The organism is Mesorhizobium sp. P3_A10, assembly GCF_056403175.1.
Map to the genome: position 1 here is coordinate 98390 of NZ_JBFUFZ010000008.1, position 24499 is coordinate 122888.

Genomic DNA, 24499 nt, shown 5'->3' on the forward strand with positions numbered 1-24499 from the left:
CAGTCGGTTTCTTTGTTTTGACGCACTTCCGGACGGAAACCGCTTCACACTTTTCCTGGAATTGCTCTGATGAAATCGCCGGCCCTCGGCGAGGCCGGGCCGGCGATCAATTTCGGTGGTGACTACTTGCCGCCGCGGCGGCGCAGGCCGTCGAAGTAGACGATGACGATGATCAGCACGCCGGTGATGATGCGCTGCCAGAAGGCGTTGACGTTCAAAAGATTGGCGCCGTTGTTGATGGTGGCAAGGATGAAGGCCCCGAGCAGCGGGCCGTGCACCGAGCCGACGGCGCCGAACAGCGAGGTGCCGCCGATGACCGAGGAGGCGATCGCCTGCAACTCCCAGCCCTCGGCCTGGGTCGGGTTGCCGATACCGATGCGCGAGGCCAGCAGCACGCCGACAAAGGCCGCGCACAGGCCCGACAGCGTGTAGGCCATGTAGATCGTGCGCTGGACATTGACGCCGGAAAGGCGCGAGGCCTCGGCGTTGGAACCGACCGAAAAGAGATAGCGGCCCCAGCGGCTGTGGTGCAGGAAGATATAGGCCGGGATGCCGACCATGATCACCATCCAGAACAGATTGGGAACACCGAGGAAAGAGTTGCGCGAGAACTCCTGGAAAGCGTCGTTGTTGATCGAGATCGAGTTGCCGTTGGTCATCAAGAGGCCGATGCCGCGCAATGAGGTGAGCGTCGCCAGCGTGATGATGAAGGGCGGCAGTCCCATCTTGACGATGCCGAAGCCGTGGAACAGCCCAATGGCGACGCCGACCAGCAAGGTGATGAGGATGGCGAGGATAACCGGCACGCCGGCATTGATCAGCATGGCGGCGATGACGGTGGCAAAGCCGACCACGGCACCAACGGACAGGTCGATGCCGCCGGTGATGATGACGAAGGTCTGACCCACCGCAAGGATGGCGATCATCGAGCCCTGGCGCAAAAGGTTCGAGATGTTGTTGCCCGAGGCAAAGCTCTGCGTCGACACCGACAGGATGACCCACAACAGGACCAGCAGCGCCAGCAGCGTCAGCCCGAACAGGGCATTGTAATTGCGTTTCGGTTTTTCGACTGCTGCTGCTTCGGTGCTCATGTCTGTCCTCCCAGCTTTTCTTGTTTCTCGGCGAGCGCCTGCGTGAGAATTTCTTCGTGGTCGGCGGTGCGGAACCCGTGCGTGGCGACCAGCTTGCCACGCCGGAAGACGTGCAGCGTGTCGGAGAGTTCATAGACCTCCGGTAAATAGGACGAGATCAGGATGATGCCGGCGCCCTTCGACAACAGCGCGCCGAACAGGCGGTAGATCTCGGCCTTGGTGCCGACATCTACGCCGACCGTCGGCTCGTCGAAGATGAACAGCTTGGCGCCGTGCGCCAGCCATTTGCCGATGACGATCTTCTGCTGGTTGCCGCCGGACAGGCTGGAGGCGAGCGCGCCGCGCGTCGGCGTCTTGATCCTGAGATGGGCGATCTGGCGATCGGCCTCGGCCTTCTCCTTCGCGCCCGAGATCAGCATGTTCTTGGAGATGCGCTTGTAGATCGGCAGATTGAGGTTGAGGCCGACCGGCAAATTGAGGCAAAGGCCCTGGTCGCGGCGGCTTTCCGGCGCCAGCGCCATGCCAAGCTTGATCGCGTCGTGCTCGGAATTGACCTGGACCGGCTTGCCTTCCCACAGGATTTGGCCTGCCGACTTGCGGTGGCGGCCGTAGAGCGTGGTGACGAATTCGCTGCGTCCGGCGCCGATCAGGCCGTAGAGGCCGACGATCTCGCCGGCACGGACCGACATGGAAACGTTTTCAAAACCCTTGCCCGACAGGTTCTTCGCTTCGACGATTATCGCGCCGGGCGTAAAATGCTCCTTGTGGTAGACCTGCTCGATCGAGCGATTGATCATCATCTTGACCAGCTCGGCGTCGTTGGTCTCGGCAATGTTGCGGGTGCCGACCAGCGTGCCGTCACGCAGCACGGAGACGCGGTCGGCGAGCTCGAACACCTCTTCCATGCGATGGCTGATGTAGATGATGGTGACGCCTTCGCCCTTCAGCCTGCGGATCAGCGTGAACAGCTGGTCGGCCTCTTTGCGGGTGAGATAGGCGGTCGGCTCGTCGAAGATCAGGAATTTGGTGCCGCGCACGGTGGCGCGGGCAGCGGCGATCAGCTGCTGCTGGCCGATGGTGAGGTCGCCGAGGGTGACATGCGCCGGCAGGTCGAAGCCGAGACCGTCGATGATCTTCTGGGCTTCCCGGACCATGGCACGCTGCTGCAGGATGCCGTAGCGCGAGTCCTCCTCGCCGAGGAACATGTTGGCGGCAACGGTGAGATGGCGGCACAACACCACTTCCTGGTGCACGGCATTGATGCCGAGGGCCATCGCTTCGTGCGGGGTCGCCAGCGCTGCCGGCTTGCCTTCCCAGATGACATCGCCGGAGGTGCGCGGCATGACGCCGGTCAAAAGCTTGATCAAGGTCGATTTGCCGGCGCCGTTCTCGCCAACGATGGCGTGGATTTCACCAGCCTTGAAAGCGAGGTGGACCGGCTTCAGCGCATGGGTGCCGGGATAACGCTTTTCCAGCCCATGCAGTTCGAGGATCGTCCTGCCCGGTTCCAGCGTTGGGTGCGGGTGCAGTTCCTGCGCTTTCGACGTCATGACGATCCTCCCAGATCGGCCTTGCGATTGGCACTTGGCGATGCGGCTCCGCCGCATCGCCAAGGTAATTCAAACCGGCGGATATCCAAGCGGCATTGGATGTTTCCGGGGCTTTGATGCCCCGGAAACAGTGCGCCTATGTCGATGCTCAGTCGAGCTTCGGGTTGAGCAGCGCGTCGATCTTCGGCTCTTTCATATTGGCCTTGGTGACCAGATTGGCGCCGGTGTCGACATTGGCTTCGACCTTCTCGCCCTTGGAGGCGGCGAGTGCGGTCTTGATGCCGTCATAGCCCATCCGGTAGGGGTCCTGGACGACGAGGCCGGAGATCACGCCGTCATTCAGGAACTTGATCAGCTTCTCGTCGCTGTCGAAGCCGATCAGCCCGACCTTGCCGGCAAGGTTGTTCTCGGCGATCGCCTGGCCGACGCCCTGCGCCATGATCAGGTTGGACGCGAAGATGCCCTTGAGATCAGGATTGGCGGTGATCAGGTCGGTTGCGATGTTGAGGCCGGTGGTGGCCTGGCCGTCGGCATATTTGTCGGCGACCAATTCAAGGCCGGGATATTTGGCCTTGAGCTGTTCCTTGAAGCCCTGCGCGCGCTGCTCGAGCGAGCCGGCGCCCGGCAGTGCGGTGATCAGCGCAACCTTGCCCTCGACCTTGCCGCCATTGGCGGCGCCGATGGCAGCGGCAAGACCGTCAGCGGCGACGCGGCCGCCCTGGACGTTGTCGGTGGTCAGGAACGAGGTGAAGGCCTTGGAGTCGGCGCCGGAGTCGATGCCGATGACCTTGACCTTGGTGGCGGCCTCGTCGATCGGCTTGCCGAGCGCCTTGGCCTCGGTCGGGGCGATGACGACGGCAGCCGGATTGCCGGCAACGGCGTTCTCGAGGATCGAGATCTGGCCGTTGACGTCGGTCTCGGCCTGGGCACCGAGTTCCGGCACGTTGACGCCGAGGTCCTTGCCTGCCTTGCGGGCGCCGGCCAGAACGATCTGCCAGTAGAAGGACGTGGTGTCCTTGACGATGATCGGAATGGTCACGTCAGCGGCCGAAGCCGGCGCCGAATGCATCACGCCGGCAAGCATCGAGGCGGCTGCAAGTGCCATGACGGCGCGGCGGTTGAGAATGCTGGTTACGAATTTCATGCGGATTCCTCCCTAGGACGCCCGGTGAAGGTTACGGAAGCTCCATTCGGATAGGCGCGGCCCAAACAGAACTTTATCAATAAAAAACATTTACCAGGTTTTGATAGTGCATAGGTTCGGTCGATGCAAGCGGTGTTTGGTGCCGTTTGCGTGAGGTCCTGAGAAAGCAGGCCTCCCTGGCCGATACCCAATGTCACGTTCCGACGCTTCCGATCTCCTCCGAACGAGATGGAACAATAATTCCATATCTGTGTCAATATGGAATGTTTATTCTTTTTTACAATCGCGCGATTACGCACATCGGTCGGGAGGCGTATCAGCCGAGTTTCTGCACGATCGTGTAAGGCGCGTATCTGGCAAATTCGGTTTCCGGCACCTCGATGCCGAGCAGTTCGAGGTTGCGCGTCAGATTGGCCGGTTTGGCGGTGCCCGTCAGCACGCTGGCCACCACGGGCTCGTGCAACGGAAACTGGAACGCAGCCGCCGCCAAGGGATAGCCGCCTTCGGCAGCGATCTTTTCCATCGCGTCGACGCGGTCGAGAATGTCCTTTGTGGCCGGCGCATAGTCGAAATGCGCGCCCGGGACCGGGCCGGTCGCCAGGATGCCGGAGTTGAAGACGCCGCCGATGATCAGCGAAGTCTGCTGTTTGCGGCAGAGCGGCAGCAGTTCGGCTTCGGCCGAGCGGTCGAGCAGCGAATAGCGGCTGGCCAAGAGGATGCAGTCGAGCGGCGCCTGGTGCAGCACATCGAGACAGATTTGCACCTCGTTGACGCCGAGACCGTAGGCGGAAATGACGCCGGACGATTTTAGCTCCTCAAGCGCCTTCAGCCCACCCTCCATAAACTGGCGAAAGTGCAGCTTGGTCTTCTCGATGCCATGCGTGTAGGTGCCGATGTCATGGACAAACAGGATGTCTATCCTGTTTAGGCCGAGCCGCGCATAGGAGAACTCGACCGAGCGCATGATGCCATCATAGGAATAGTCGTAGTCGAGCGCGAAAGGCAGCGGATCGACATAGGAGTGATCGGGGACCTGGTCTTCCGGCACCGGACGGAACAGCCGCCCGACCTTGGTGGACAGCACGTAGGATGAGCGCGGCTTGTCGCGCAGGAAATCGCCGACGCGCCGCTCCGACAGGCCGAAGCCGTAGAAGGGCGCGGTATCGAAATAGCGCAGTCCGGCGTCCCAGGCGGCCTGCAGCGTTTCCATCGCTGCCTCGCGCGGACAGGCCCGGTAGAGGCCGCCGAGTGCTGCGCCGCCGAAGCTGACCTCGGTGACCTCAAGCGCCGTTGTACCGATGCGGCGTTTCTTCATGCAAAACCTCCCCCTGCCGGCCACAGGCCGGTTCGTAAACAAATGTCCTGGTCAGTAGTGCTGGCTACAGAGTGGCTCCGAGGTGCCAAGGCACGAACTCATTGTCGCCGTAGCCGAACGCCTCGCTCTTGGTCTTGCGGCCCGAAGCCGTCTCGACGATCAGTTCGAAGATCTCGCGGCCCATGCCGGCAATGGTCTTTTCGCCCGAGGCGATGACGCCGCAGTTGACGTCCATGTCCTCTTCCATGGTGTGATACATGGTCGAGTTGCTGGCGACCTTGATCGACGGCGTCGGTCGGCAACCGAAGCAGGAGCCGCGGCCGGTGGTGAAGACGATGACGTTGGCGCCGCCGGCAACCTGGCCGGTGGCGGACACCGGGTCGTAACCGGGCGTATCCATGAACACCAGCCCGTGGCCGGTGACCTTCTCGGCATAGCCGAAGACACCGTTGAGCGGCGTCTGGCCGCCCTTGGCGACAGCGCCCAGCGACTTCTCGAGAATCGTGGTCAGGCCGCCACGCTTATTGCCGGGCGAGGGATTGTTGTCGATCGAGGCGCCATGCTTGGCGACGTGCTCTTCCCACCACTTCACAAAGCCATCGAGCTTGGCGGCGATCTCCGGCGTTGCGGCGCGATAGGCGAGCAGATGCTCGGCGCCATAGATTTCCGTCGTCTCGGAGAGGATGCCGATGCCGCCGACGCCGGCGAGGATGTCGACAGCGGCGCCCAGTGCCGGGTTGGCGGTGATGCCGGACATGCCGTCGGAGCCGCCGCATTGCAGGCCGACGACGATCTCGCTGACCGGGATCGGTTCACGCTCGAGTTTGCCGACTTCCTCGGCGATTTCGGCCAGCACCAGCATCGCCTTCTCGACCGATTTGCGCGAACCGCCGGCGTCCTGGATGTTGAAGTGACGCTTTCCCGCGGCAACACCCTTCTGGCCGTAAAGGGTCAACTGGTTGACTTCGCAGCCGAGCCCGACCATCAGCACGCCGCCGAAATTCGGATGACGGGCATAGCCGGCCAGCGTGCGGTGCAGCACCATCATGCCATCGCCGGTGCCGCTCATGCCGCAACCCTGGCCATGGACGATCGGAACGAAGCCGTCGATCCCCGGATATTTGGGCAGCAACTCGCGGTTCGCCTGGTCGGCGATTGCGTGGCAAACAGTGGCCGAGCAATTGACGCTGGCGACGATGCCGATGAAGTTGCGGGTGCCGGCCCGGCCGTCGGCGCGCCGGTAACCCATGAAGGTTCTGGTACGGTCGGCTTCGGTCTCGTGCACGGCCTCGCTCGGCGGCACGACCGGCAAACGCCCGGCTTCAAAGACCAGATTGTGCGAATGAACATGCTCGCCCGGCGCGATATCCTGCGTGGCGCGACCGATCGCCTGCGCATATTTCACCACGGCTTGACCGGCCGGTATCGGCTTGATCGCCACCTTGTGGCCGGGCTCGATCAACGCGGTGGCGACGGCGCCGCCGGGCAGCACCGTGCCGATCTCGATGCGGCCATTGGCGACCGCGACATTGTCGGCGGGAGACAGAAGAATGCTGTTTGAGGCGTTCACGGGCAGTTTCCTGGGTGTTCCTGGGATGCGCGGGCGGATTGACACGCGCCTGTTAACAGATATTGTCTTTTATCGTGAAAAAACATTTTTACGTCAATTGTTTTTTCGCTGGGTGTCGCGCGGCCTTTGGGCGCACGACGCTGCAACCAAAGCTGGAATCGCGCATGATGCTTTTTCGAAAGCGATTCCGATTTTCGGTGCCATGCGCTAGGGAATGTCTGTCATATCGCGCTTCAAGCTGGCCGCAAGCGCCGGCGCGCAACGGGGCAGGGGATGTCGAAGAGCAACAACGTCTACAAAGACGCCTACAACCGCTGCCTGCGGCTACTCGATGAAACGAAGAGCCTGCCGTCGGAGCCGGAGCTGGGCACGCTGCTTGGGGTCAGCCGCACGACTGTGCGCACCATCCTGGCGCGCATGGAAGAGACCGGGCTGATTGCCTGGAACAAGCGCGCCAAGACGGTTCTGCGCGAGCCGCGGCCGGACGACTTTTTCCCAGAGGAAGAGACCGACACGCTGGCGCAGATCATCGAGCGCTCCTTCATGCGGCGGCTGCTGGCCGGCGGCGCCGAGGCCGGCATGCAGATCAACGAGCTCGAACTGGCGCGCGAGATCGGCGTCGGCACCACCAGCGTGCGCGAGTTCCTGATCCGCTTTTCCCGCTTCGGCCTGATCGAAAAGCGGCGCAACAGCCACTGGGTGCTGAAGGGCTTCACCCGCGCCTTCGCCCTTGAGCTGACAGAAATCCGCGAGATGTTCGAACTGCGCTCGGCCGCCGCCTTTGCCGCTCTGCCGGAAGACAGCCCGGTCTGGGCCGACCTCGACCGGCTCGAAGACGAGCACCGTCTGCTGGCGCGCGAGATCGCCACCCGCTTCAACGAATTCTCGGAGCTCGACGAGCGCTTTCACCGGCTGATCCACCGCGCCTCGCTCAATCGCTTCATCGTCGATTTCTACGATGTGATCGCGATGATCTTCCACTACCACTATCAGTGGAACAAGGCGCAGGAGCGCGAGCGCAACGAAGTGGCTGTCTCGGAGCACCTGGCCTATATCGCGGCGCTGAAATCGCGCGATCTCGGCAAGGTCGACGCTGCCTGCCGCAAACACCTGAAGTCGGCGCGCCACACGCTTTTGACCTCGATCCCCGAAACCGGCGGCCGCAGTGTTAGCGTTGGTGTTGGTGATCGCGCCGCGTTGCCGCAGCCGTGATTTGGCGATTTTCCGGCCGCTGATCGCGTGCTAGGTATCTACGCTGTTGCGTGGAGAGGCAGTTCTTGAAGATCCAGCGGAGACGATGGAGCATGCTGGCCGCGTTCGCCGCGGCCTATCTGCTGCTGCTCCAGTCGACGCTTGGCGCCTTCGCCTTCGGCGCCGGCCCGGACGCTTCGCAACTCGATGCCTTCGGCAACGTCATTTGCACCCATGAGGGCGCTGCCCAGATTCCCGGCGGCGATCCGCACCAGCAGCACATGCCGGCTTGCTGCATGCTCGGCTGCAGCAAGGTGTCAGCTGCCTATGCGCCGCCGCCCACTGCCGGCATAGTGTCCGCCAGCCTTTCATTCGAAGCTGTCGCCTTTGTGGTCCCGGCATTCCGGCATCTCGACTTTGCCCGCGACCGCTCGCCGTCGAACCCGCGCGCTCCGCCGGCGACGGCCTGAGCCGTTCGTCTTGCGGAACTTTTCGCAGGCGCATTCATCCAACATCAGAAATTGTTCGCGGCCGGCAACGGCGCGATCTCTCAATTCATCCATGGAGCCATCATGTCTCACTCTTTCCGCTCGCGGTTGCTGCGCAGCTTTGAAGAGCGCCTCGGCATTGCCGTTTTCGTTCTTGCCCTGTTGTTCGCCGGCGCCCAATCCGTCTTCGCGCATGAGTTCAAGGTCGGCGATATCGAGATCGGGCATCCCTGGTCGCGCGCAACGCCGGCCGGCGCCAAAGTGGCTGGCGGCTATTTGACCATCACCAACACCGGCAGTTCGCCGGACCGTCTGCTTTCGATCTCGTCGGACATTTCGGCCAAGGGCGAGTTGCATGAGATGGGCGTGAAGGACGGTGTCATGACCATGCGGCCGGTCGCCGGCGGCCTCGAAATTCCAGCCGGCGGCAAGGTCACCCTGGGGCCCGGCAGCTATCACGTGATGTTCATGGATTTGAAGCAGCCGCCAAAGGAAGGCGAGATGTTTGCCGCGACGCTGACCTTCGAGAAGGCCGGGGCGGTGACGGTCAAATTCGCGGTGCAAGCCATCGGCAGCCCGGCGCCACAAGAAGACAACGATTGACCCGATCATTTTGCCAACCAAGTTTTCAAGTGAGACCATCATGAACAGATATCTTTTCTCCGCCGGCGCGTTTTTCTTCCTGGGCTCAAGTGCCGCCTTCGCTCACATCACGCTCGAAACCCAGGAGGCGCCGGTTGGCTCGACCTACAAGGCAATCCTGCGCGTGCCGCATGGCTGCGACGGCAAGGCAACGACCGCCGTGCGCGTGCAAATCCCGGAAGGGGTGATCGGGGTGAAGCCGATGCCCAAGCCCGGCTGGACGCTGCAGACCAAGAAGGGCAAGTACGACAAATCCTACCAGCTTTACGGCCAGGCGGTGACCGATGGCGTCAAGGAAGTCGACTGGAGCGGCGGCAGCCTGCCGGACGAATTCTACGACGAGTTTGTCTTCCGCGGCACGCTGGCGGCGGACTTGCCGGCCGGCGGGAAGCTGTATTTTCCGGTGGTGCAGGAATGCGATGGCGTTGCCGATCGTTGGATAGAGATTCCGGCGGTGGGGCAGGATGAGGATGCGCTGGAGTTTCCGGCGCCCGGCATCACGCTGTTGCCGAAGAAATGATCTCTCTGGCGGCGCGCCCTGTTTGCAGAGCGCGCCGCTGTTCTTGTGAAGGTAATATGCTAACGGCATCTTTCCTGCGAACGGTCTGCACGGCTGGCAAGACGGCGCGGCTTGCCTTTGGCCTGCTGGCCGCGCTCGTGCTGCTGGCCGCCATCGCTTTGCCGGATCATGCCTTTGCCCATGCGGCGCTGATCAAGACCGACCCCGCCGATGGCGCGGTCCTGGCACAGAGCCCGACGCAGTTCTCGCTGACCTTCAGCGAACCGGTGTCGCCGCTGGTGCTGACCTTGATCCGGCCCGATGGCACGCCGGTTCCGCTGACGTCCTTCCGGCTCAGCGACCAGACCGTCGCAATCGACAATCCTGAGCTGTTGGAGCCCGGCACGCATGTGCTGAGCTGGCGGGTGATTTCCGCCGACGGCCATCCGGTCGGCGGCTCTCTGCTGTTTTCCGTTGGCGCACCCAGCCAAGCTCCGGTGGTCGCCGAACCCGTCGACTGGGGCCTGAGGTCGGCGATCTGGATCGGCAAGGTTTTTCTCTACATCGGTCTGTTCCTCGGCGTCGGCGGTGCCTTTGCGCTGGCCTGGCTGGCGAAGAGCGGGCGATCCGGCCAACGCTTGGTCATCGCTGCAATCCTGTGCGGACTGATTGCGGCACCGCTGTCGCTTGGCTTGCAGGGGCTGGATGCGCTCGGTGCGCCCCTTGTCCGGCTGGCACAGCCGATCATCTGGCAGACCGCGCTCACCACCAGCTTTGGCTGGACGGTGCTGATCGCGCTGATGGCGCTGGGGCTCGGCTTGCTGTCGCTGGTCGTGCCGCGCGCCGATGCAAAACTGTTCGCTCTTGCCGGCTTGGCCTGTGTCGGTGCCGCCCTTGCCGCCAGTGGGCATGCCAGTGCGGCCGAACCGCAATGGTTGACCAGGCCGGTGGTGTTCCTGCACGGCGTCGGCGTCGCTTTCTGGGCGGGAGCCCTGCTGCCGCTCGGGCTTGCCTTGAGGCAGCAGCCGGCCGCGGCCGGGCCGTTCCTGCGCCGGTTCTCGCTGGCGATTCCCTATGTCGTGGCGGTGCTTGCGGCAGCCGGCATCGTGCTGGCCGTCATCCAGGTGCAGACGCTGGCGGCGTTGGTCGACACCGCCTATGGGGAATTGCTGCTGATCAAGATGGCGCTGCTGCTTTTTCTGTTCACGCTCGCGGCCGTCAACCGCTGGAAACTCACGGCGCCGGCGGCAGCCGGCGAGACGGAAGTGCAGCGAAGGCTGGTCCGTTCGATCTGCATGGAGGTGCTGATTATGCTGGCCATCTTCGGCGTTGCCGCCGGCTGGCGCTTCACGCCGCCGCCGCGCGCGCTGGCGATTGCCGCCGCACAACCGGCATCGATCCATATCCACACGCTGCAGGCGATGGCCGATCTCGATATCACCCCCGGCCACACCGGACCGGTAGCCGCCTCTATGGTCATCATGACCGGCGATTTCGGCCCGCTCGACGCCAAGCAGGTGACTTTGGTGTTGTCAAAGCCCGATTCGGGCATCGAGCCGATCAAGCGTCCGGCGACCAAACCCTGCGACGGCACCTGGCGCGTCGACGATCTCGTCATCCCGGTTCCAGGCCGCTGGACGGTACGGATCGACATCCTGGTCTCGGACTTCGATATCGTAAAGATTGAAGCGCCGATCGACATCCGCGCCGAGTGATATTCAGGTGATGCCGGCCTGCGAACGGCTGATACCTGCGCTTCCGGTGCTCACGTACTTCAGTACGCTCCGCTCCGGTTCTCGGAAACCACCATTCTCGGCTCGGCCTGACCTGAATCTCACACGCCGCGGCCTCAACACAATTTGGCGAGGCGGTTGACGCAGGCACGAAGGCCCGTCAAACATCCCGGCAAAACGCTGCCTCAACAAAAGATCCGAAAGCAGGGAAGAAACGATGGAAAAAGCCGAAATCGGCCTGATCGGCCTTGGCACGATGGGCTCCAACCTGGCGCTCAACATTGCCGAGCACGGGCACCGCATCGCTGTCTTCAACCGCACCAGGGCGCGCACCGACGCCTTTGTCGAGAATGCCGGCGCGCTGAAGAACATGGTTGTGCCTTGCTACAGCCTGGAGGAACTCGCCGCCGCTATCCGGCCGCCGCGCCCGATCATCATCATGGTGCTGGCCGGCAAGCCGGTCGATGAGCAGATCGCGGCTTTGCGCGGCGTGTTGTCGGCCAATGACATCGTCATCGACGCCGGCAATGCCAATTTCCGCGACACGATGCGGCGTTTTTCCGAACTGTCCGGCTCCGGCCTCACCTTCATCGGCATGGGCGTGTCCGGCGGCGAGGAAGGTGCGCGCCATGGGCCGTCGATCATGGTTGGCGGCACCGAAGACTCCTGGAAGCGCGTTGAAAGCGTGCTGACTGCGATCTCGGCAAAATTCAAGGACGAGCCCTGTGCTGCCTGGCTTGGCACCGACGGCGCCGGGCATTTCGTCAAAACCATCCACAACGGCATCGAATATGCCGACATGCAGATGATCGCCGAGATTTACGGCATTCTGCGCGATGGCCTGGGCATGGGCCCGAAGGAGATCGGCACCGTGTTTTCCGATTGGAACAAGGGCCGGCTCAACTCCTATCTGATCGAGATCACCGCCAAGGTGCTGGCAGCCGACGATCCGAAGACCGGCAAGCCGGTGGTCGACATCATCGTCGATCGAGCCGGCCAGAAAGGCACCGGCAAATGGTCGGTCATCGAGGCGCAGCAGCTCGGCATTCCGGCCACCGCGATCGAGGCTGCGGTTGCCGCACGCGTGTTGTCGTCGATCAAGGATGAACGGCTGGCCGCCGAAAAGGCCTATGGCAACAGCGGCGTGACGAAAATTTCCGGAGACAAGGCCGCGCTGCTCAAGGATCTCGAGCTGGCGCTGTTTGCCGGCAAGATCGCCGCCTATGCGCAAGGCTTCGCGGTGATGAGCGGCGCGTCGAAGGAATTCAACTGGAACCTGCCGATGCCGACCATCGCCAAGATCTGGCGCGCCGGTTGCATCATACGCTCGCAAATGCTGGACACCATGGCGGACGCCTTCAGCACCGGCGGCGCTGCCACCAATCTCCTGATGGCGCCGGCCTTTATCGCATTGATGCAGGAGGCGCATCCGTCGCTGCGGCGCATCGTGGCAAGGGCGTCGGAGGCTGGCGCGCCGGTGCCGGCGCTGTCATCGGCGCTTGCTTATTTCGACAGCTATCGCCAGGGCCGCGGCACCTCGAACCTGATCCAGGCGCAGCGCGATTTCTTCGGTGCGCATGGTTTTGAACGCATAGATGGTCCCGGCGCGTTCCATGGGCCGTGGGGCAGTGGCGCTGCCGGCTGACCTAATCGGATAGGGAACGGCTGGAGGCCAGAACCTCGCTCGGCACGCTCAGGCTTTGCAAGGCGCCGGGCTCCGCGCCGCCGATCCAGCCCAGCACCGAGCGGGCGAGCTCGGCGCCGGCCAGGCGAAAGTTCTCGTTGACGACCAGAAGTTCCGGCCGGAATAGATGCAGCAGGTCCGACGACTGCTTCGACACCACGTCGACGTCGCGGCCGAGCTTGAGGCCGGCGTCCTCGATGCCGGCGACAATGGCGAGCGTCGCGGCAGCGGCGCTGCTGACGAAGCCATCCGGCCTGATATCGCGACGCATCACCTGGGCGGTCCTCATTCTGATCTGCTCGATCGAATGGTCGATTGAAACGGTGTTGAAGGCGATTTCGCTGGCGCCGACCTCGCTCAGCGCGTCGGTAAAACCGTTCAGTGTGTGACCGTGGTAGGTCAGTCCGACCGGTGGTGCCAGCAAGGCCAGCCGGCGGCGGCCAATGCCGGCGAGATGGCGCACCGCCTCGGCCGCGAAAGCGTAATTGTCGAAGTCGTGATAGGGGTGGTTCAACCCCATATCGGTGCGGCCATGCGTGGCGAAGGGAACGCCGCGTTCCAGCAGGTAGCGAGCCCTCGGATCGTTCGGCTGCGTGCGCGAAATGATGATGCCGTCGGCAGAGCCGGTTTCCACCAGGTAGCGTATGGGATCCAGTGGATCCTGCGAGCGCGAATAGGGCGTGACGATCAGGTGGTAGGGCGTGTCGGCGATGACTTCCGATACGCCATAGATGATGTCGGAGACAAAGCTCATGATCTCGCGCTCGGTGTTGAGCACGAGACTGATGACGTTGGTCTTGCCGGTCCGCAGGCGCACACCGGCACGGTTCGGGCGATAGCCGATCTGTCTGGCGACGAGTTGGACGCGCCGCCTGGTCTCGGCGCCGATCTCAGGTGCGTCCTTGAGCGCGCGCGACACTGTGGTGACGCCCAGCCCGGTCATGAAGGCGAGCGTCTTCAGCGTCGGCCGCGCTTGCGCCGACGCTTCGTCGTCCTTGCCCGTCTGATCCCTGTCCATCATCCCGCCCCGTCCGGCGCATAGCAGCCGCCGTGGATGCCGGCAATCACCGGCATCGCGGCCGTCACAACTCTCCGCCCGATGGCAGTCTCAATACACTGAAACGTTACAGGTTGCCACTGCCGTTGCTTCAGAGGGGGGTCGGGGGCCTGGAAGGCGCAGTGCGCGCTTATGGAAAAACCGCTGAAAAGCAGAGGAGGCGGACGTCTCTGCGGGCCTTTTGCCGGCTTTCATGCGTTGCAACATGGCTTTTTTGCAGTGCAGTTGCGGATATTGCGATGCAGCAGGGTCCTGTTAGGTCGGGCGAATTTGTTCGCGGCTCGAAAAAATATCGAACTGCCTTTGCCGGAGGGGTTGCGCGCCCGGCGCAATTGCCGTATCGAAAATCTGTAACGTTTCAGATTCTGGGAGGAACCGAAATGCGATATCAACTTTTGACTGCGGCGCTGGCAGCGACGGTCGCGCTGCAGTTTGCCGGTCCGGCGGCCGCGACCGATCTGGAAGTGATTCACTGGTGGACGTCGAAGGGCGAGTCGGCTGCGGTCTCACAGTTCGCAAAGGCCTTCGACAATGACGGCAAGGGCGACCACTGGGTGGACAGCGCCATCGCTCTCGGCGAAACCGCCCGCTCGACTGTCATGCAGCGCGTGCTCGGCAACGATCCGCCTGGTGCCGCCCAGTTCAATCCCGGTCGGCAGTACGAGGAACTGATTTCGGGCGGCAAGCTGCTCGACCTCACCGACGTCGCGACCGCCGGCAAGTGGGCTGACATCATTCGCCCGAAGGCAATCGGCAGCGCCTGCCTCGTTGACGGCCACTGGTGGTGCGTTCCGGTCAACATTCATTCCAATTACTGGGCCTGGTACTCCAAGCCGGTCTTCGAGAAAGCGGGCGTGCCGGAGCCGAAGAGCATGGCCGATTTCATCGCGGCCGCACCGAAGATCAAGGCGGCAGGCTTCATTCCCTTCGCCATCGGCGGCGATGGAAACGGCTGGCAGATCCAGTTGCTCTTCCAGGACATGGTTACCGAGGCTCTCGGTGTCGCCAAGCGTGACGAGATGTACACCAAGAAGAGCGCCGAGATTGCCGGCGGCGCCGAGATGAAAGGAGTCTTCACGCAGTTGAGGGCCCTGAAGCAGTTCACCGACGACGGTTACGCCAACCGCAACTGGAACGACACCACCAACCTGGTGATCACCGGCAAGGCCGGACTTCAGGTGATGGGTGACTGGGCGCGCGGCGAGTTCGCGGCCGCCGGCATGACCGGGGTCAAGGATTTCGGCTGCATGATCGGCCTGAACGAGGCCAAGCCGGTGGTCAGCACCGACGGCGACATCATCCTGTTCTTCAAGCAGGGCAATGCGGATGTCGAAGCAGCGCAGAAGCGTCTTGCGGCGCTCCTCATCAGCCCCGAGGTTCAGGTCGCCTTCAACAACGCCAAGGGTTCCATGCCCGTGCGGGCCGATGTCGACATGTCGACGGCCGACCCGTGCATGCAGAAGTCGCTGAAAGCGGTGGAAGACCCGGCCAACATCGTCACGGCGACGAACCGGTTCATCACCGAGAACACCAATCAGCAGATCAATGAGCTCGTCGCGCAGTACTTCGCGGACGACTCCATGACAGCTGACGACGCCACTGCGAAGTTCGCTACCGTCATCGGCAGTTCCGACTAGGAGCCGATCAGTACCCAGAGGCGCCGCCCTTGCGGCGGCGCCTCGCCCCGACCCGACGGGAGAGCCTTTTCCCGGCGACGGGCTGACAATCGCAGGACGGGAAGCTGCGGCAGTCCAGAGCTCGGTGTTCGGATAGCGCTGACTTTTACGTCGGTGGAAGCGGAGAAAAACCGACGATGCAGAAGAGCTGGAGGCACAGATTTCACCTGCCCGCCGTCATCGGGACGATACCGATGATTCTGGTTGCCGTCGGCGTGTTCGTGATCGGCATCGGCTTTTCGGTGCTGTGGTCCTTCACCAGTTCGAAGCTCTTCCCCACCTATGATTTCGTCGGTCTGGCGCAGTACAGGCGCCTTTGGGCCGACAGCCGCTGGCTGGTCTCGGTCAACAACATCTGGTTCTTCGGCCTGATGTCCATCACCTGCAACATGGTCTTCGGCTACCTGCTTGCGGTTTTCATGGATCAGCGCATCCGCCAGGAAGACCTGTTCCGTTCGATCTTCCTTTATCCCTTTGCCATGTCTCTGATCGTCACCGGGCTGGTGTGGCAATGGGTGCTGGACCCCAATCTCGGCCTGCAGGCGGCGCTCCGCAATCTGGGCTGGGCGAGCTTCAGCTTCGCGCCGCTGGTCAATGCCGAGACCGCAATATACGCGCTGGTCGTGGCCGGCATCTGGCAGGGCTCGGGCGTGACGATGGCGATCCTGCTTGCCGGCTTGCGCGGCGTTGACGAAGATATCTGGAAAGCGGCGAGGGTCGACGGCATCCCGACGTGGCGCACGCACCTTTCCATCGTGGCGCCGATGATGAAGGGCGCCTTCGCCACTGCCTTCGTTCTCCAATGCGTGAGCGTGGTGCGCGTCTACGATTTGGTGATCGCCATGACCGGCGGCGGTCCCGGCATCGCCACGTCCATGCCGGCAGTCTACGTCATCCAGCTCATCACCGTGCGCCAGAACGTCGGCCAGGGCATGGCTGCGGCAACGATGATGCTGCTGCCAGTCCTGATCGTGCTGGCCTTCGGCGGAATTCTACTATGGCGGCGAAATCGGGAAGCGATCACATGACCGCCGGCCAGATCAGTGCAATTCAGCCTGCGCGGGAAGTGCCGGATCAGGCTGGTGTGGGGCCTGTCGGGCCGAAGCCGCGACGGATATCGGCCGGCCGCATCGGCCTCTATGCCTTCCTGGTCGTTGCGGCTCTCTTCTTCCTGATCCCGGTCTACATCATGATCGTCACCTCGCTGAAGGGGATGCCGGAGATCAGGTTGGGACACCTTTTCAACCTTCCTGGCGAGCCGACCTTTCAGCCCTGGGCCGACGCCTGGCTGCATGCCTGCACCGGTCGCGACTGCAACGGCCTCAGCCCAGGCTTCTACAACTCGGTGAAGATCACCCTGCCCAGCGTGGTCATCTCGATCATCTGTGCGTCGATCAACGGTTACGCGCTGACCTTCTGGCCATACAAGGGCGCCAACTTCCTTTTCGGGTTGCTCGTGTTTGGCGCCTTCGTGCCCTATCAGGTGGTGATCTATCCCTTGATCATCGGACTGAGCTCGGTCGGGCTGTTCGCGTCCCTTCCCGGCATCATCATCGTGCATACGATCTTCGGAATGCCCATTCTGACGTTGCTGTTCCGCAATTTCTACGCGGCAATACCGGTCGAGCTGTTCAAGGCAGCGCGCGTCGACGGAGCGGGTTTCTGGCGCATCTTTTTCTACATCATGCTGCCGATGTCTGTGCCGATCACTGTCGTCGCCGTCATCCTGCAAGTCACCGGCATCTGGAACGACTTCCTGTTCGGCGTCGTGTTCGCCGGGCGGTCCAACTGGCCAATGACGGTGCAGCTCAACAACATCGTCAACACCACCACCGGCGTGCGGGAGTACAATGTCAACATGGCGGCGACCATCCTGACGGCGGCGGTGCCTCTGATTATCTACTTCGTCTCCGGACGATGGTTCGTGCGCGGCATCGCCGCTGGCGCGGTGAAAGGCTAGTGGATATGGCGCAGAACGGTACCAGCGTTTCGATTGAGGACCTGTCGCTGAATTTCGGCGCGGTGACGGTGCTGCAGGCGCTCAATCTCGACGTCGCCGAAGGCGAATTCATCGTGCTGCTCGGCCCGTCCGGCTGCGGCAAGTCGACCTTGCTCAACTGCATTGCCGGCCTGCTCGACATTTCGGAAGGCCGCATCTTCATCAAGGGCAAGAACGTCACCTGGGAAGAGCCCAAGGACCGTGGCATCGGCATGGTGTTCCAGTCCTACGCGCTCTATCCGCAGATGACGGTGGAGAAGAACCTGTCCTTCGGGTTGCGGGTCGCCGGCATCCCCAAGGACGAGATTGCCAAGCGCATCGCGCGGGCCGCCGAAATCCTGCAGATCGAGCCGCTGCTGCAGCGCAAGCCGGCCGCGCTTTCGGGCGGCCAGCGGCAGCGCGTGGCGATCGGGCGGGCGCTCGTGCGCGATGTCGACGTCTTCCTGTTCGACGAGCCGCTGTCCAACCTCGACGCCAAGCTGCGGGCCGAACTGCGCGTCGAAATAAAGCTGCTGCACCGCAAGCTGCAGAACACCATGATCTACGTCACCCACGACCAGATCGAGGCGATGACGCTGGCCGACCGTATCGCGGTCATGCGCGGCGGCGTCATCCAGCAGCTCGATGCGCCGCAGACGATCTACAACCGTCCGGTCAACCGTTTTGTCGCCGGCTTTCTCGGCTCGCCGGCGATGAATTTTCTCGAGGGCGAGCTGGAGGCAGGCGCTGGCGCCGTGTTCAAGACCGATGGTGTCTCGGTGCCACTCGACCGCTATGTCTTCGACAGCACGGACCGTCCCGCAGGTGCGTGCGTGCTTGGGATCCGGCCCGAACACATCGCCTTTGGCGAGGCTGCACGGTCGATGCCTTTCAGCGCCGATGGAGCCGTCGAGATCGTCGAACCGATGGGCTCGGATACGCTGGTGTGGACCAAGCTCGGCGGCCATAATTTGTCTTTCCGCGTCGATGCGGAAAGGACGCTCCGCAGCGGCGACCCGATCCGGATCGGTTTCGATCCGGCCCGCGCCTCGCTGTTCGATGCCGCAACCGGCAACCGCATTTAACACCCAAGACCCCATCCCCCAAGAAACGGACAGAGACGATGAACTGGTCATTCCAACTTTACAGCGCCCGCAATTTCCAACCCTGGGAAGGCGTGCTCAAGACGCTGGGCGAGCTCGGCTACAGCCAGGTCGAGGGCTTCGGCGGCGTCTATGACGACCCCAAGGCGTTCCGCGCCGAACTCGACAAGAACGGGCTCGCCATGCCGACCGGGCATTTTTCGATCGATGCGCTCGAAAAGGACTTTGACGGCGTGCGCAAAATTGCCGACGCGCTCGGCGTCACCTTGCTCATTTGCCCTTATCTACTGGCCGAGCAGCGCCCGGCCGATGCAGCCGGCTGGCGCGGTTTTGGCGAGCGTCTGGCGAAGGTGGGTGAAACCGCAAAAAAGGCCGGCTACGGCTTTGCCTGGCACAATCATGATTTCGAGTTCAAGAAGCTCGCCGACGGCTCGGTGCCGCAGGACCACATCCTGTCGTCTGCGCCCGACATCGGCTGGGAGATGGACGTCGCCTGGGTGGTGCGCGGCGGCGTCGATCCGCTGCCGTGGATCGAAAAGCATGGCAAGCGCATCAGCGCTGTCCACGTCAAGGATATCGCCAAGCCCGGCGAGGGCCTGGATGAAGACGGCTGGTCGGATGTCGGCCATGGCACGATCGACTGGGCCGGCCTGATCAAGGCGCTGCGCGCCAACAGCGCCGCCAAATACTACGTCATGGAACAGGACAATCCCAACGATATCGAGCGTTTCGCCCGCCGTTCGATCGCAGCCGCCAAGACCTACTAGGAGCAATCAGCATGGCAAAGAAACTTGGTATAGGCGTCATCGGCTGCGGCAACATCTCGAAGGCGTATTTCTCGCTGGCGCCGCTGTTTCGCGGCATCGAGATGCGCGCCTGCGCCGACATCAACATGGATGCGGCGAAGGCACGGGCGAAGGAATTCAAGCTGCGCGCCGAGACCGTCGAAGGACTGCTCAAGGCCGACGACATCGACATCATCGTCAACCTGACCATTCCGGCGGTCCACTATGAGGTGTCGAAGCAAATCCTTGATGCCGGCAAGCACGTCTATTCGGAAAAGCCGTTCGTGCTGTCGGTCAAGGAAGGGCTCGACCTGAAGGCGCGGGCGGAGAAAAAGGGGCTGCGTGTCGGCTCGGCCCCCGATACTTTCCTCGGCGGCGCGCATCAGCTGGTGCGCGACCTGATTGACACCGGCAAGCTCGGCAAGATCACCAGCGGCACCTGCCATGTGATGAGCCATGGCATGGAGCACTGGCATCCCAATCCGGATTTCTTCTTCCAGCCGGGTGCTGGTCCGGTGCTCGATATCGGACCCTACTACATCACCAATCTGATCCAGCTGATCGGGCCGGTGAAGCAGGTGGCGGCGTTCGCAACGACGCCGGCCAAAGAGCGCACCATTTCTTCGAAGCCGCGCGCGGGCGAAAAGATCCCGGTCAACACGCCGACGACGATCCATGGCCTGCTGGAGTTCGAAAACGGTGCGGTCATCACGCTCAACACCAGCTGGGACGTCTGGGCGCACGGCCATGCGCCGATGGAGCTCTATGGCGAGTCGGGCACCGTGTTCGTGCCGGATCCGAATTTCTTCGGCGGCGACGTGCGCTTCACCGAGGCCGCCAAGCCGGTCAAGAAACTGCCGAAATGGAAGCATCCGTTTGGCGTTCCCAATGAGATGCACGGACAAGGCATGATGGCCAACTACCGCACATCAGGTCTCGCCGACATGGCGCTGGCGATCGCCGAGGGCCGGCCGCACCGCTGCTCGATGGAGCTGGCGCTGCATGCCGTCGAGGTGATGACCGGCCTGTTGCAGTCTGGCGAGACCGGCAAGTTCGTTGTCATGCAGACCACCTGCGAGCGGCCGGCCGCGCTCGGCGTCAAGGACGCGGAAGGGCTGTTGGCGAAGAAGAAGAAGTAGCTGCGGCGATTATCGATAATTTTTGACGAGACCCTCTCCCCGTTCTGGCGGGGAGAGGGTAAAGGGTGAGGGGCAGGGTCGACTCGCCGCGGCGTCGCGGTGACCGTTGTCGGCCCGTTCAATTTAGAGGAACCCCCATGTCCTATGTCCCTGCCGAAAATCGCTACGAAAAAATGATCTATAACCGCTGTGGGCGATCCGGCCTGAAGCTGCCGGCGATCTCGCTCGGGCTGTGGCACAATTTCGGCAATGACACGCCACACAAGACCAAGCAGGCGATCGCACGCAAGGCCTTCGATCTCGGCATCACCCATTTCGACCTCGCCAATAATTACGGCCCGCCGCCCGGTTCGTCGGAGACGGCCTTCGGCGAGATCCTGCGGACGGACTTTGCCGGCTACCGCGACGAGCTGATCATCTCGACCAAGGCCGGCTACGAAATGTGGGCCGGACCCTATGGCGAATGGGGCGGACGCAAATATGTGCTGGCCAGCCTCGATCAGAGCCTGAAGCGGATGGGGCTCGACTATGTCGATATCTTCTATTCGCACCGCTTCGATCCCGATACGCCGCTGGAAGAAACGATGGGCGCACTGGACCATGCGGTGCGCTCGGGCAAGGCGCTTTATGCCGGCATCTCGTCCTACAATTCGCAGCGTACGCGCGAGGCCGCTGATATCCTGAAACAGCTCGGTACGCCTTGCGTCATCCACCAGCCGAGCTATTCGATGCTCAACCGCTGGGTCGAGGAAGACGGGTTGCTCGATACGCTGGAAGGGCTCGGCGTCGGCTCGATCGTGTTCTCGCCGCTGGCGCAAGGCATGCTGACCGACAAATATCTCGGCGGCATTCCGCAGGGCAGCCGGGCATCACAGGGCAAGTCGCTGCGTCCCGCCTTCATCAACGACAAGACCATCGCCAATATCCAGGCGCTGAACGCGATCGCCGGCCGCCGTGGCCAGACGCTGGCGCAGATGGCGCTGGCCTGGGTGCTGCGCAAGGGCCGGGTGACCTCGGCGCTGATCGGCGCCAGCCGGCCGGAACAGGTCGAGGACTGTGTTGGGGCGCTGAAAGTGCTCGAGTTCAGCGATGCCGAACTCGCCGAGATCGACACTTACGCGCGCGAGTCCGACATCAATCTGTGGGCGGCCTCGGCGGAGCGCAAGGGGCCGCCAAGGAAGTAGGCGAAACAGATAGCCGGCAAATTATCGGTCAATGCGACGGCGGGTTTTCCCGCCGTCGGCGTTTTCAAGCCTGACTCTTAAGGTTTTTTGGCGGTGCCGAGGCCGGGCTTGGGCGCCGTGGGCGCCGGAGCCTGGGTCTTCATTTTTTCCTCGATCCAGCCGGTGTAGTTGGCCAGCCGCGTGTAGATGCCATAGGCGTTCTTGTGGCCGCAGGCGGCGGTGCCGTCCGACGGGCCTTCACCCCAACTGACGATGCCGACCTGGACCGGGCCGCCGGCGCCGGTGACGAACAGCGGCCCGCCGCTGTCGCCGTTGCAGGCGTCGCGCTCGCCGCTGGCGGTGCCGGCGCAGATCATGTTGTTGGTCAACGGATCGGACATGTCGGCGGCAATGGCGTTGGCGGCGGCGTCGACGCCCTTTTCCGAATAGCGCATGCGATGGGAGAGACCGTCGAGTGCCGCCTTCAAGTCACGCGCGTAGATGTCCTTGATGCCGCTGTTGCAAACGGCATTCGGCTCGAGATCGAGATCGGCCACCATAAGCGCCGTGGGGAACGTTCCGTCCTGCATCTTGCCCCAGCCGATGACCGTCGTCTTGCCGGTGTCGGGCGTGGCGTCCTGGGTGATCTTGATGGTCGGCGCGTCGGTCGGTTCGGCCAGCCGCAGCAGGCCAAGGTCGTTGTCCAGCGTCTGCTCGCTGTAGCCTTCGTTGACGATGACCTCCACCACCTTGTAGCGCTTGCCCTCGGTGAGGTCGGTGGCGCCGGTCAGCACGGTGACCGCATCCGGCGAGATCGGCCGGCCCTTGTCGTTGAGGCAGTGCGCCGCCGTCAGCACCCATTGCGGCGCGATCAGGCTGCCGCCGCAGAACTGCGCGTTCGGCTGCGACGCCGGGCTCGGGTCCAGCCTGTCGGTGGTCAGCAGCGCCACCTGGAACGGATAGGCGCCTTTCTCGGCCTGATTGCCGCCATAGACGCGATCGGCGCCATCGGGGTTCTCAGCCAGGGCTTTTGCCCTGGCCTCCGCCACCGCTTTCATCGGCGAGACCGCCGCTTCCGGCCTGACGGCGTCGTCGGCCGCATTTGTTGCGTTGACGACCGGAAAGATGGCCGCGACGCCAAGCAACATTGCTGCTGCGATCGGCCTGGACCGATGGATGATTTTCACCTGAACCTCCTGAGACGAACGTTCCCGAACAAGCAAGCCCAGCACATGATCGGCTGCGGTGGACCGGCGGCCGAACCATGCACCAAAACGGATCGGCGCGTGAACGGTCATAAAACCGACTGCCACTTTTGCTAATCGTGCCCGCGAGCAAAACCTGCTCAAAACCCTATAGCCCCCCACGGGCTACGTGGAAGTGATTTGTCATTGCCAATGTTGGATTATTTTAGGCACTATAACGCCGCGGTGGTTTTTGGCGGGGGCCTCAAGCCGGCCGCACTCGAGCAACAATCCGGTGCAGTTGCGGTTAACCAGTATCATTTTTCGGCGCCACCACGATCTCGACAATATTTCTGTATTTTGATCCACTCCTTGCTGACTTTTGGGAGAGTCTCACCATGACAAAACTGACAAACACCATCTTGCTATCCGCATTGCTTTCCACTGCAATGTGGTCGATGCCCGCCTTCGCCGCCGATCCAGGCTCCGCGAATGCCGGCAACGGCGAAAGCATGCGCGATGTAACATCGGGCGACTACAAACCTGGCCGGGCAAAACCGATCGCGCCGCCGAAACTGACCGAAGACGAAGCCAGCCGGGCAGCGCCGCTGACCGACGAGGCGACGGCAGTCAAATCCTACGGCATCGTCGGACATTCCGCCGATGGCAAGGACATCAAGGTCGACGCCAGTGACACGCTGAGGGACCTTGTCATCAAGGAACTGAATGCACCAGCCGACGGAAAGAAGTCCGACAATTCCGGGCTGACGGGCGGCGAAGAAGCCGGCCGGCAGGTCTTCGGGGCGGACGACCGCGAGCAGATCAAGAACACCAAGACCTATCCGTTCACCGCGATCGGCTATCTCGAAGGCAAATCGAAGAGCGGCAGCTATGGCAGCTGCTCGGCGACGCTGATCGGCCCGCGCACGGTGCTCACCGCGGCGCACTGCCTCTACAGCCATGAAGACAAGGCCTGGCTCGACGACATTCTGTTCGTGCCGGCGCTCAATGGCAGCACCGCCGACGACGCACCGTTCGGCGCCTTCACCTATGAAAGCGCCTACATTATCCAGGGCTTCATCGACAACTACCAGGGCTACTACGGCTCGGTTATCCCGTGGGATCTCGGCATCGTCACGCTGAAGCAGGATGTCGGCACCAATCTCGGTTGGCTGGGCTATGCCAACTATGAGGATCTTGGCGACTTCACCGCCAACATCGTCGGCTACCCCGGCGACAAGCCGATGGGCACGATGTGGAAGGCGACCTGCGAAGTGCATGCCGAAAACATCGGCGCCGAGTATTTCCAGTACGATTGCGACACCTATCCGGGATCGAGCGGCAGCTCCGTCTATGCCTATGACAACGGCGCCAAGCAGCGCGTCATCACCGGTGTGAACGTGGCTGAAAGCCCGGATGCCAATACCGCCGTGCGCCTCAGCGCCGTCAATGTGCAGTGGATCAACAGCCTGTACAAATAAACCCTACGGTTGTTCGTGCCGAAAAG

Annotated in this window: 22 protein-coding genes; 15 read left to right on the top strand and 7 right to left on the bottom strand. The window is 62.7% G+C overall.

Annotation, left to right across the window (positions count from 1 at the left end):
- Positions 1-122: 122 nt before the first annotated feature.
- The 5 genes from AC1DXU_RS26245 to AC1DXU_RS26265 all read right to left on the bottom strand — a co-directional run bounded on the left by AC1DXU_RS26245 (position 123) and on the right by AC1DXU_RS26265 (position 6670).
- Positions 123-1091, bottom strand: coding sequence for an ABC transporter permease (locus AC1DXU_RS26245; protein WP_477318899.1), 969 nt, complete (start codon positions 1089-1091; stop codon positions 123-125).
- The gene (locus AC1DXU_RS26250) at positions 1088-2641 is read right to left on the bottom strand and encodes a sugar ABC transporter ATP-binding protein (RefSeq protein ID WP_477373665.1); all 1554 of its coding nucleotides are present in this window, start codon (positions 2639-2641) and stop codon (positions 1088-1090) included. The genes AC1DXU_RS26245 and AC1DXU_RS26250 overlap by 4 nt, the downstream gene beginning before the upstream one ends.
- A gap of 148 nt (positions 2642-2789) precedes the next feature.
- Complete coding sequence (locus AC1DXU_RS26255) at positions 2790-3785, bottom strand: substrate-binding domain-containing protein (protein WP_477318903.1); 996 nt, start codon at positions 3783-3785, stop codon at positions 2790-2792.
- A gap of 316 nt (positions 3786-4101) precedes the next feature.
- The gene (locus tag AC1DXU_RS26260) at positions 4102-5100 is read right to left on the bottom strand and encodes an aldo/keto reductase (RefSeq protein ID WP_477373667.1); all 999 of its coding nucleotides are present in this window, start codon (positions 5098-5100) and stop codon (positions 4102-4104) included.
- Positions 5101-5164: 64 nt separating this feature from the next.
- Positions 5165-6670, bottom strand: a complete 1506-nt coding sequence (locus AC1DXU_RS26265) for a UxaA family hydrolase (protein ID WP_477373669.1) — start codon at positions 6668-6670, stop codon at positions 5165-5167.
- On the opposite strand from AC1DXU_RS26265, the gene AC1DXU_RS26270 reads away from it, so the two are divergent.
- The 7 genes from AC1DXU_RS26270 (at position 6651) to gndA (ending at position 12868) form a co-directional block, all read left to right on the top strand.
- On the top strand, positions 6651-6881 hold the full coding sequence (locus AC1DXU_RS26270) for a hypothetical protein (protein ID WP_477318909.1): 231 nt from the start codon (positions 6651-6653) through the stop codon (positions 6879-6881). The two genes, AC1DXU_RS26265 and AC1DXU_RS26270, sit on opposite strands and share 20 nt — an antisense overlap.
- Before the next feature lie 62 nt (positions 6882-6943).
- Positions 6944-7882 (top strand): GntR family transcriptional regulator, encoded by a 939-nt coding sequence (locus AC1DXU_RS26275; RefSeq protein ID WP_477373671.1) that lies wholly within the window; start codon positions 6944-6946, stop codon positions 7880-7882.
- Between the two features lie 92 nt (positions 7883-7974).
- Complete coding sequence (locus AC1DXU_RS26280) at positions 7975-8331, top strand: DUF2946 family protein (RefSeq protein WP_477373673.1); 357 nt, start codon at positions 7975-7977, stop codon at positions 8329-8331.
- Between the two features lie 102 nt (positions 8332-8433).
- Positions 8434-8952 (top strand): copper chaperone PCu(A)C, encoded by a 519-nt coding sequence (locus tag AC1DXU_RS26285; protein WP_477373675.1) that lies wholly within the window; start codon positions 8434-8436, stop codon positions 8950-8952.
- A gap of 40 nt (positions 8953-8992) precedes the next feature.
- Positions 8993-9511 carry a YcnI family copper-binding membrane protein gene (locus AC1DXU_RS26290; RefSeq protein WP_477373676.1) on the top strand — a complete coding sequence of 173 codons (519 nt, stop codon included), beginning with the start codon at positions 8993-8995 and terminating at the stop codon, positions 9509-9511.
- A gap of 56 nt (positions 9512-9567) precedes the next feature.
- Entirely contained in the window at positions 9568-11205 is a 1638-nt protein-coding gene (locus tag AC1DXU_RS26295; protein ID WP_477373678.1) for a copper resistance CopC/CopD family protein, read from the top strand.
- Positions 11206-11440: 235 nt separating this feature from the next.
- The gene (gene gndA / locus AC1DXU_RS26300) at positions 11441-12868 is read left to right on the top strand and encodes an NADP-dependent phosphogluconate dehydrogenase (RefSeq protein ID WP_477373680.1); all 1428 of its coding nucleotides are present in this window, start codon (positions 11441-11443) and stop codon (positions 12866-12868) included.
- Between the two features lies 1 nt (position 12869).
- Here the strand turns inward: gndA and AC1DXU_RS26305 are convergent, their stop codons facing one another.
- Positions 12870-13925: a LacI family transcriptional regulator gene (locus tag AC1DXU_RS26305; protein WP_477373878.1), complete on the bottom strand. Its 1056-nt coding sequence runs from the start codon at positions 13923-13925 to the stop codon at positions 12870-12872.
- 32 nt (positions 13926-13957) lie between these two features.
- Here AC1DXU_RS26305 and AC1DXU_RS26310 point away from each other — a divergent pair, with 32 nt between their 5' ends.
- From AC1DXU_RS26310 to mgrA, 7 genes are all read left to right on the top strand, one after another.
- Positions 13958-15601: an ABC transporter substrate-binding protein gene (locus AC1DXU_RS26310; RefSeq protein ID WP_477373682.1), complete on the top strand. Its 1644-nt coding sequence runs from the start codon at positions 13958-13960 to the stop codon at positions 15599-15601.
- A 176-nt stretch (positions 15602-15777) separates the two neighbouring features.
- A complete protein-coding gene (locus tag AC1DXU_RS26315; RefSeq protein WP_477318927.1) occupies positions 15778-16668 on the top strand; it encodes a carbohydrate ABC transporter permease in 891 nt (296 codons plus the stop codon).
- On the top strand, positions 16665-17600 hold the full coding sequence (locus AC1DXU_RS26320) for a carbohydrate ABC transporter permease (RefSeq protein ID WP_477373684.1): 936 nt from the start codon (positions 16665-16667) through the stop codon (positions 17598-17600). The genes AC1DXU_RS26315 and AC1DXU_RS26320 overlap by 4 nt, the downstream gene beginning before the upstream one ends.
- A gap of 5 nt (positions 17601-17605) precedes the next feature.
- Positions 17606-18703, top strand: a complete 1098-nt coding sequence (locus AC1DXU_RS26325; protein WP_477373686.1) for an ABC transporter ATP-binding protein — start codon at positions 17606-17608, stop codon at positions 18701-18703.
- Between the two features lie 38 nt (positions 18704-18741).
- Positions 18742-19488 carry a sugar phosphate isomerase/epimerase family protein gene (locus AC1DXU_RS26330; RefSeq protein WP_477373688.1) on the top strand — a complete coding sequence of 249 codons (747 nt, stop codon included), beginning with the start codon at positions 18742-18744 and terminating at the stop codon, positions 19486-19488.
- Positions 19489-19499: 11 nt separating this feature from the next.
- Complete coding sequence (locus tag AC1DXU_RS26335) at positions 19500-20645, top strand: Gfo/Idh/MocA family protein (protein ID WP_477373690.1); 1146 nt, start codon at positions 19500-19502, stop codon at positions 20643-20645.
- 137 nt (positions 20646-20782) lie between these two features.
- On the top strand, positions 20783-21829 hold the full coding sequence (gene mgrA, locus AC1DXU_RS26340; RefSeq protein ID WP_477373692.1) for an L-glyceraldehyde 3-phosphate reductase: 1047 nt from the start codon (positions 20783-20785) through the stop codon (positions 21827-21829).
- 77 nt (positions 21830-21906) lie between these two features.
- Here mgrA and AC1DXU_RS26345 read toward each other — a convergent pair whose 3' ends face one another.
- Complete coding sequence (locus AC1DXU_RS26345) at positions 21907-22995, bottom strand: S1 family serine peptidase (RefSeq protein WP_477373694.1); 1089 nt, start codon at positions 22993-22995, stop codon at positions 21907-21909.
- 395 nt (positions 22996-23390) lie between these two features.
- Here AC1DXU_RS26345 and AC1DXU_RS26350 point away from each other — a divergent pair, with 395 nt between their 5' ends.
- Positions 23391-24473, top strand: coding sequence for a trypsin-like serine peptidase (locus AC1DXU_RS26350; RefSeq protein ID WP_477373696.1), 1083 nt, complete (start codon positions 23391-23393; stop codon positions 24471-24473).
- Positions 24474-24499: the final 26 nt, after the last annotated feature.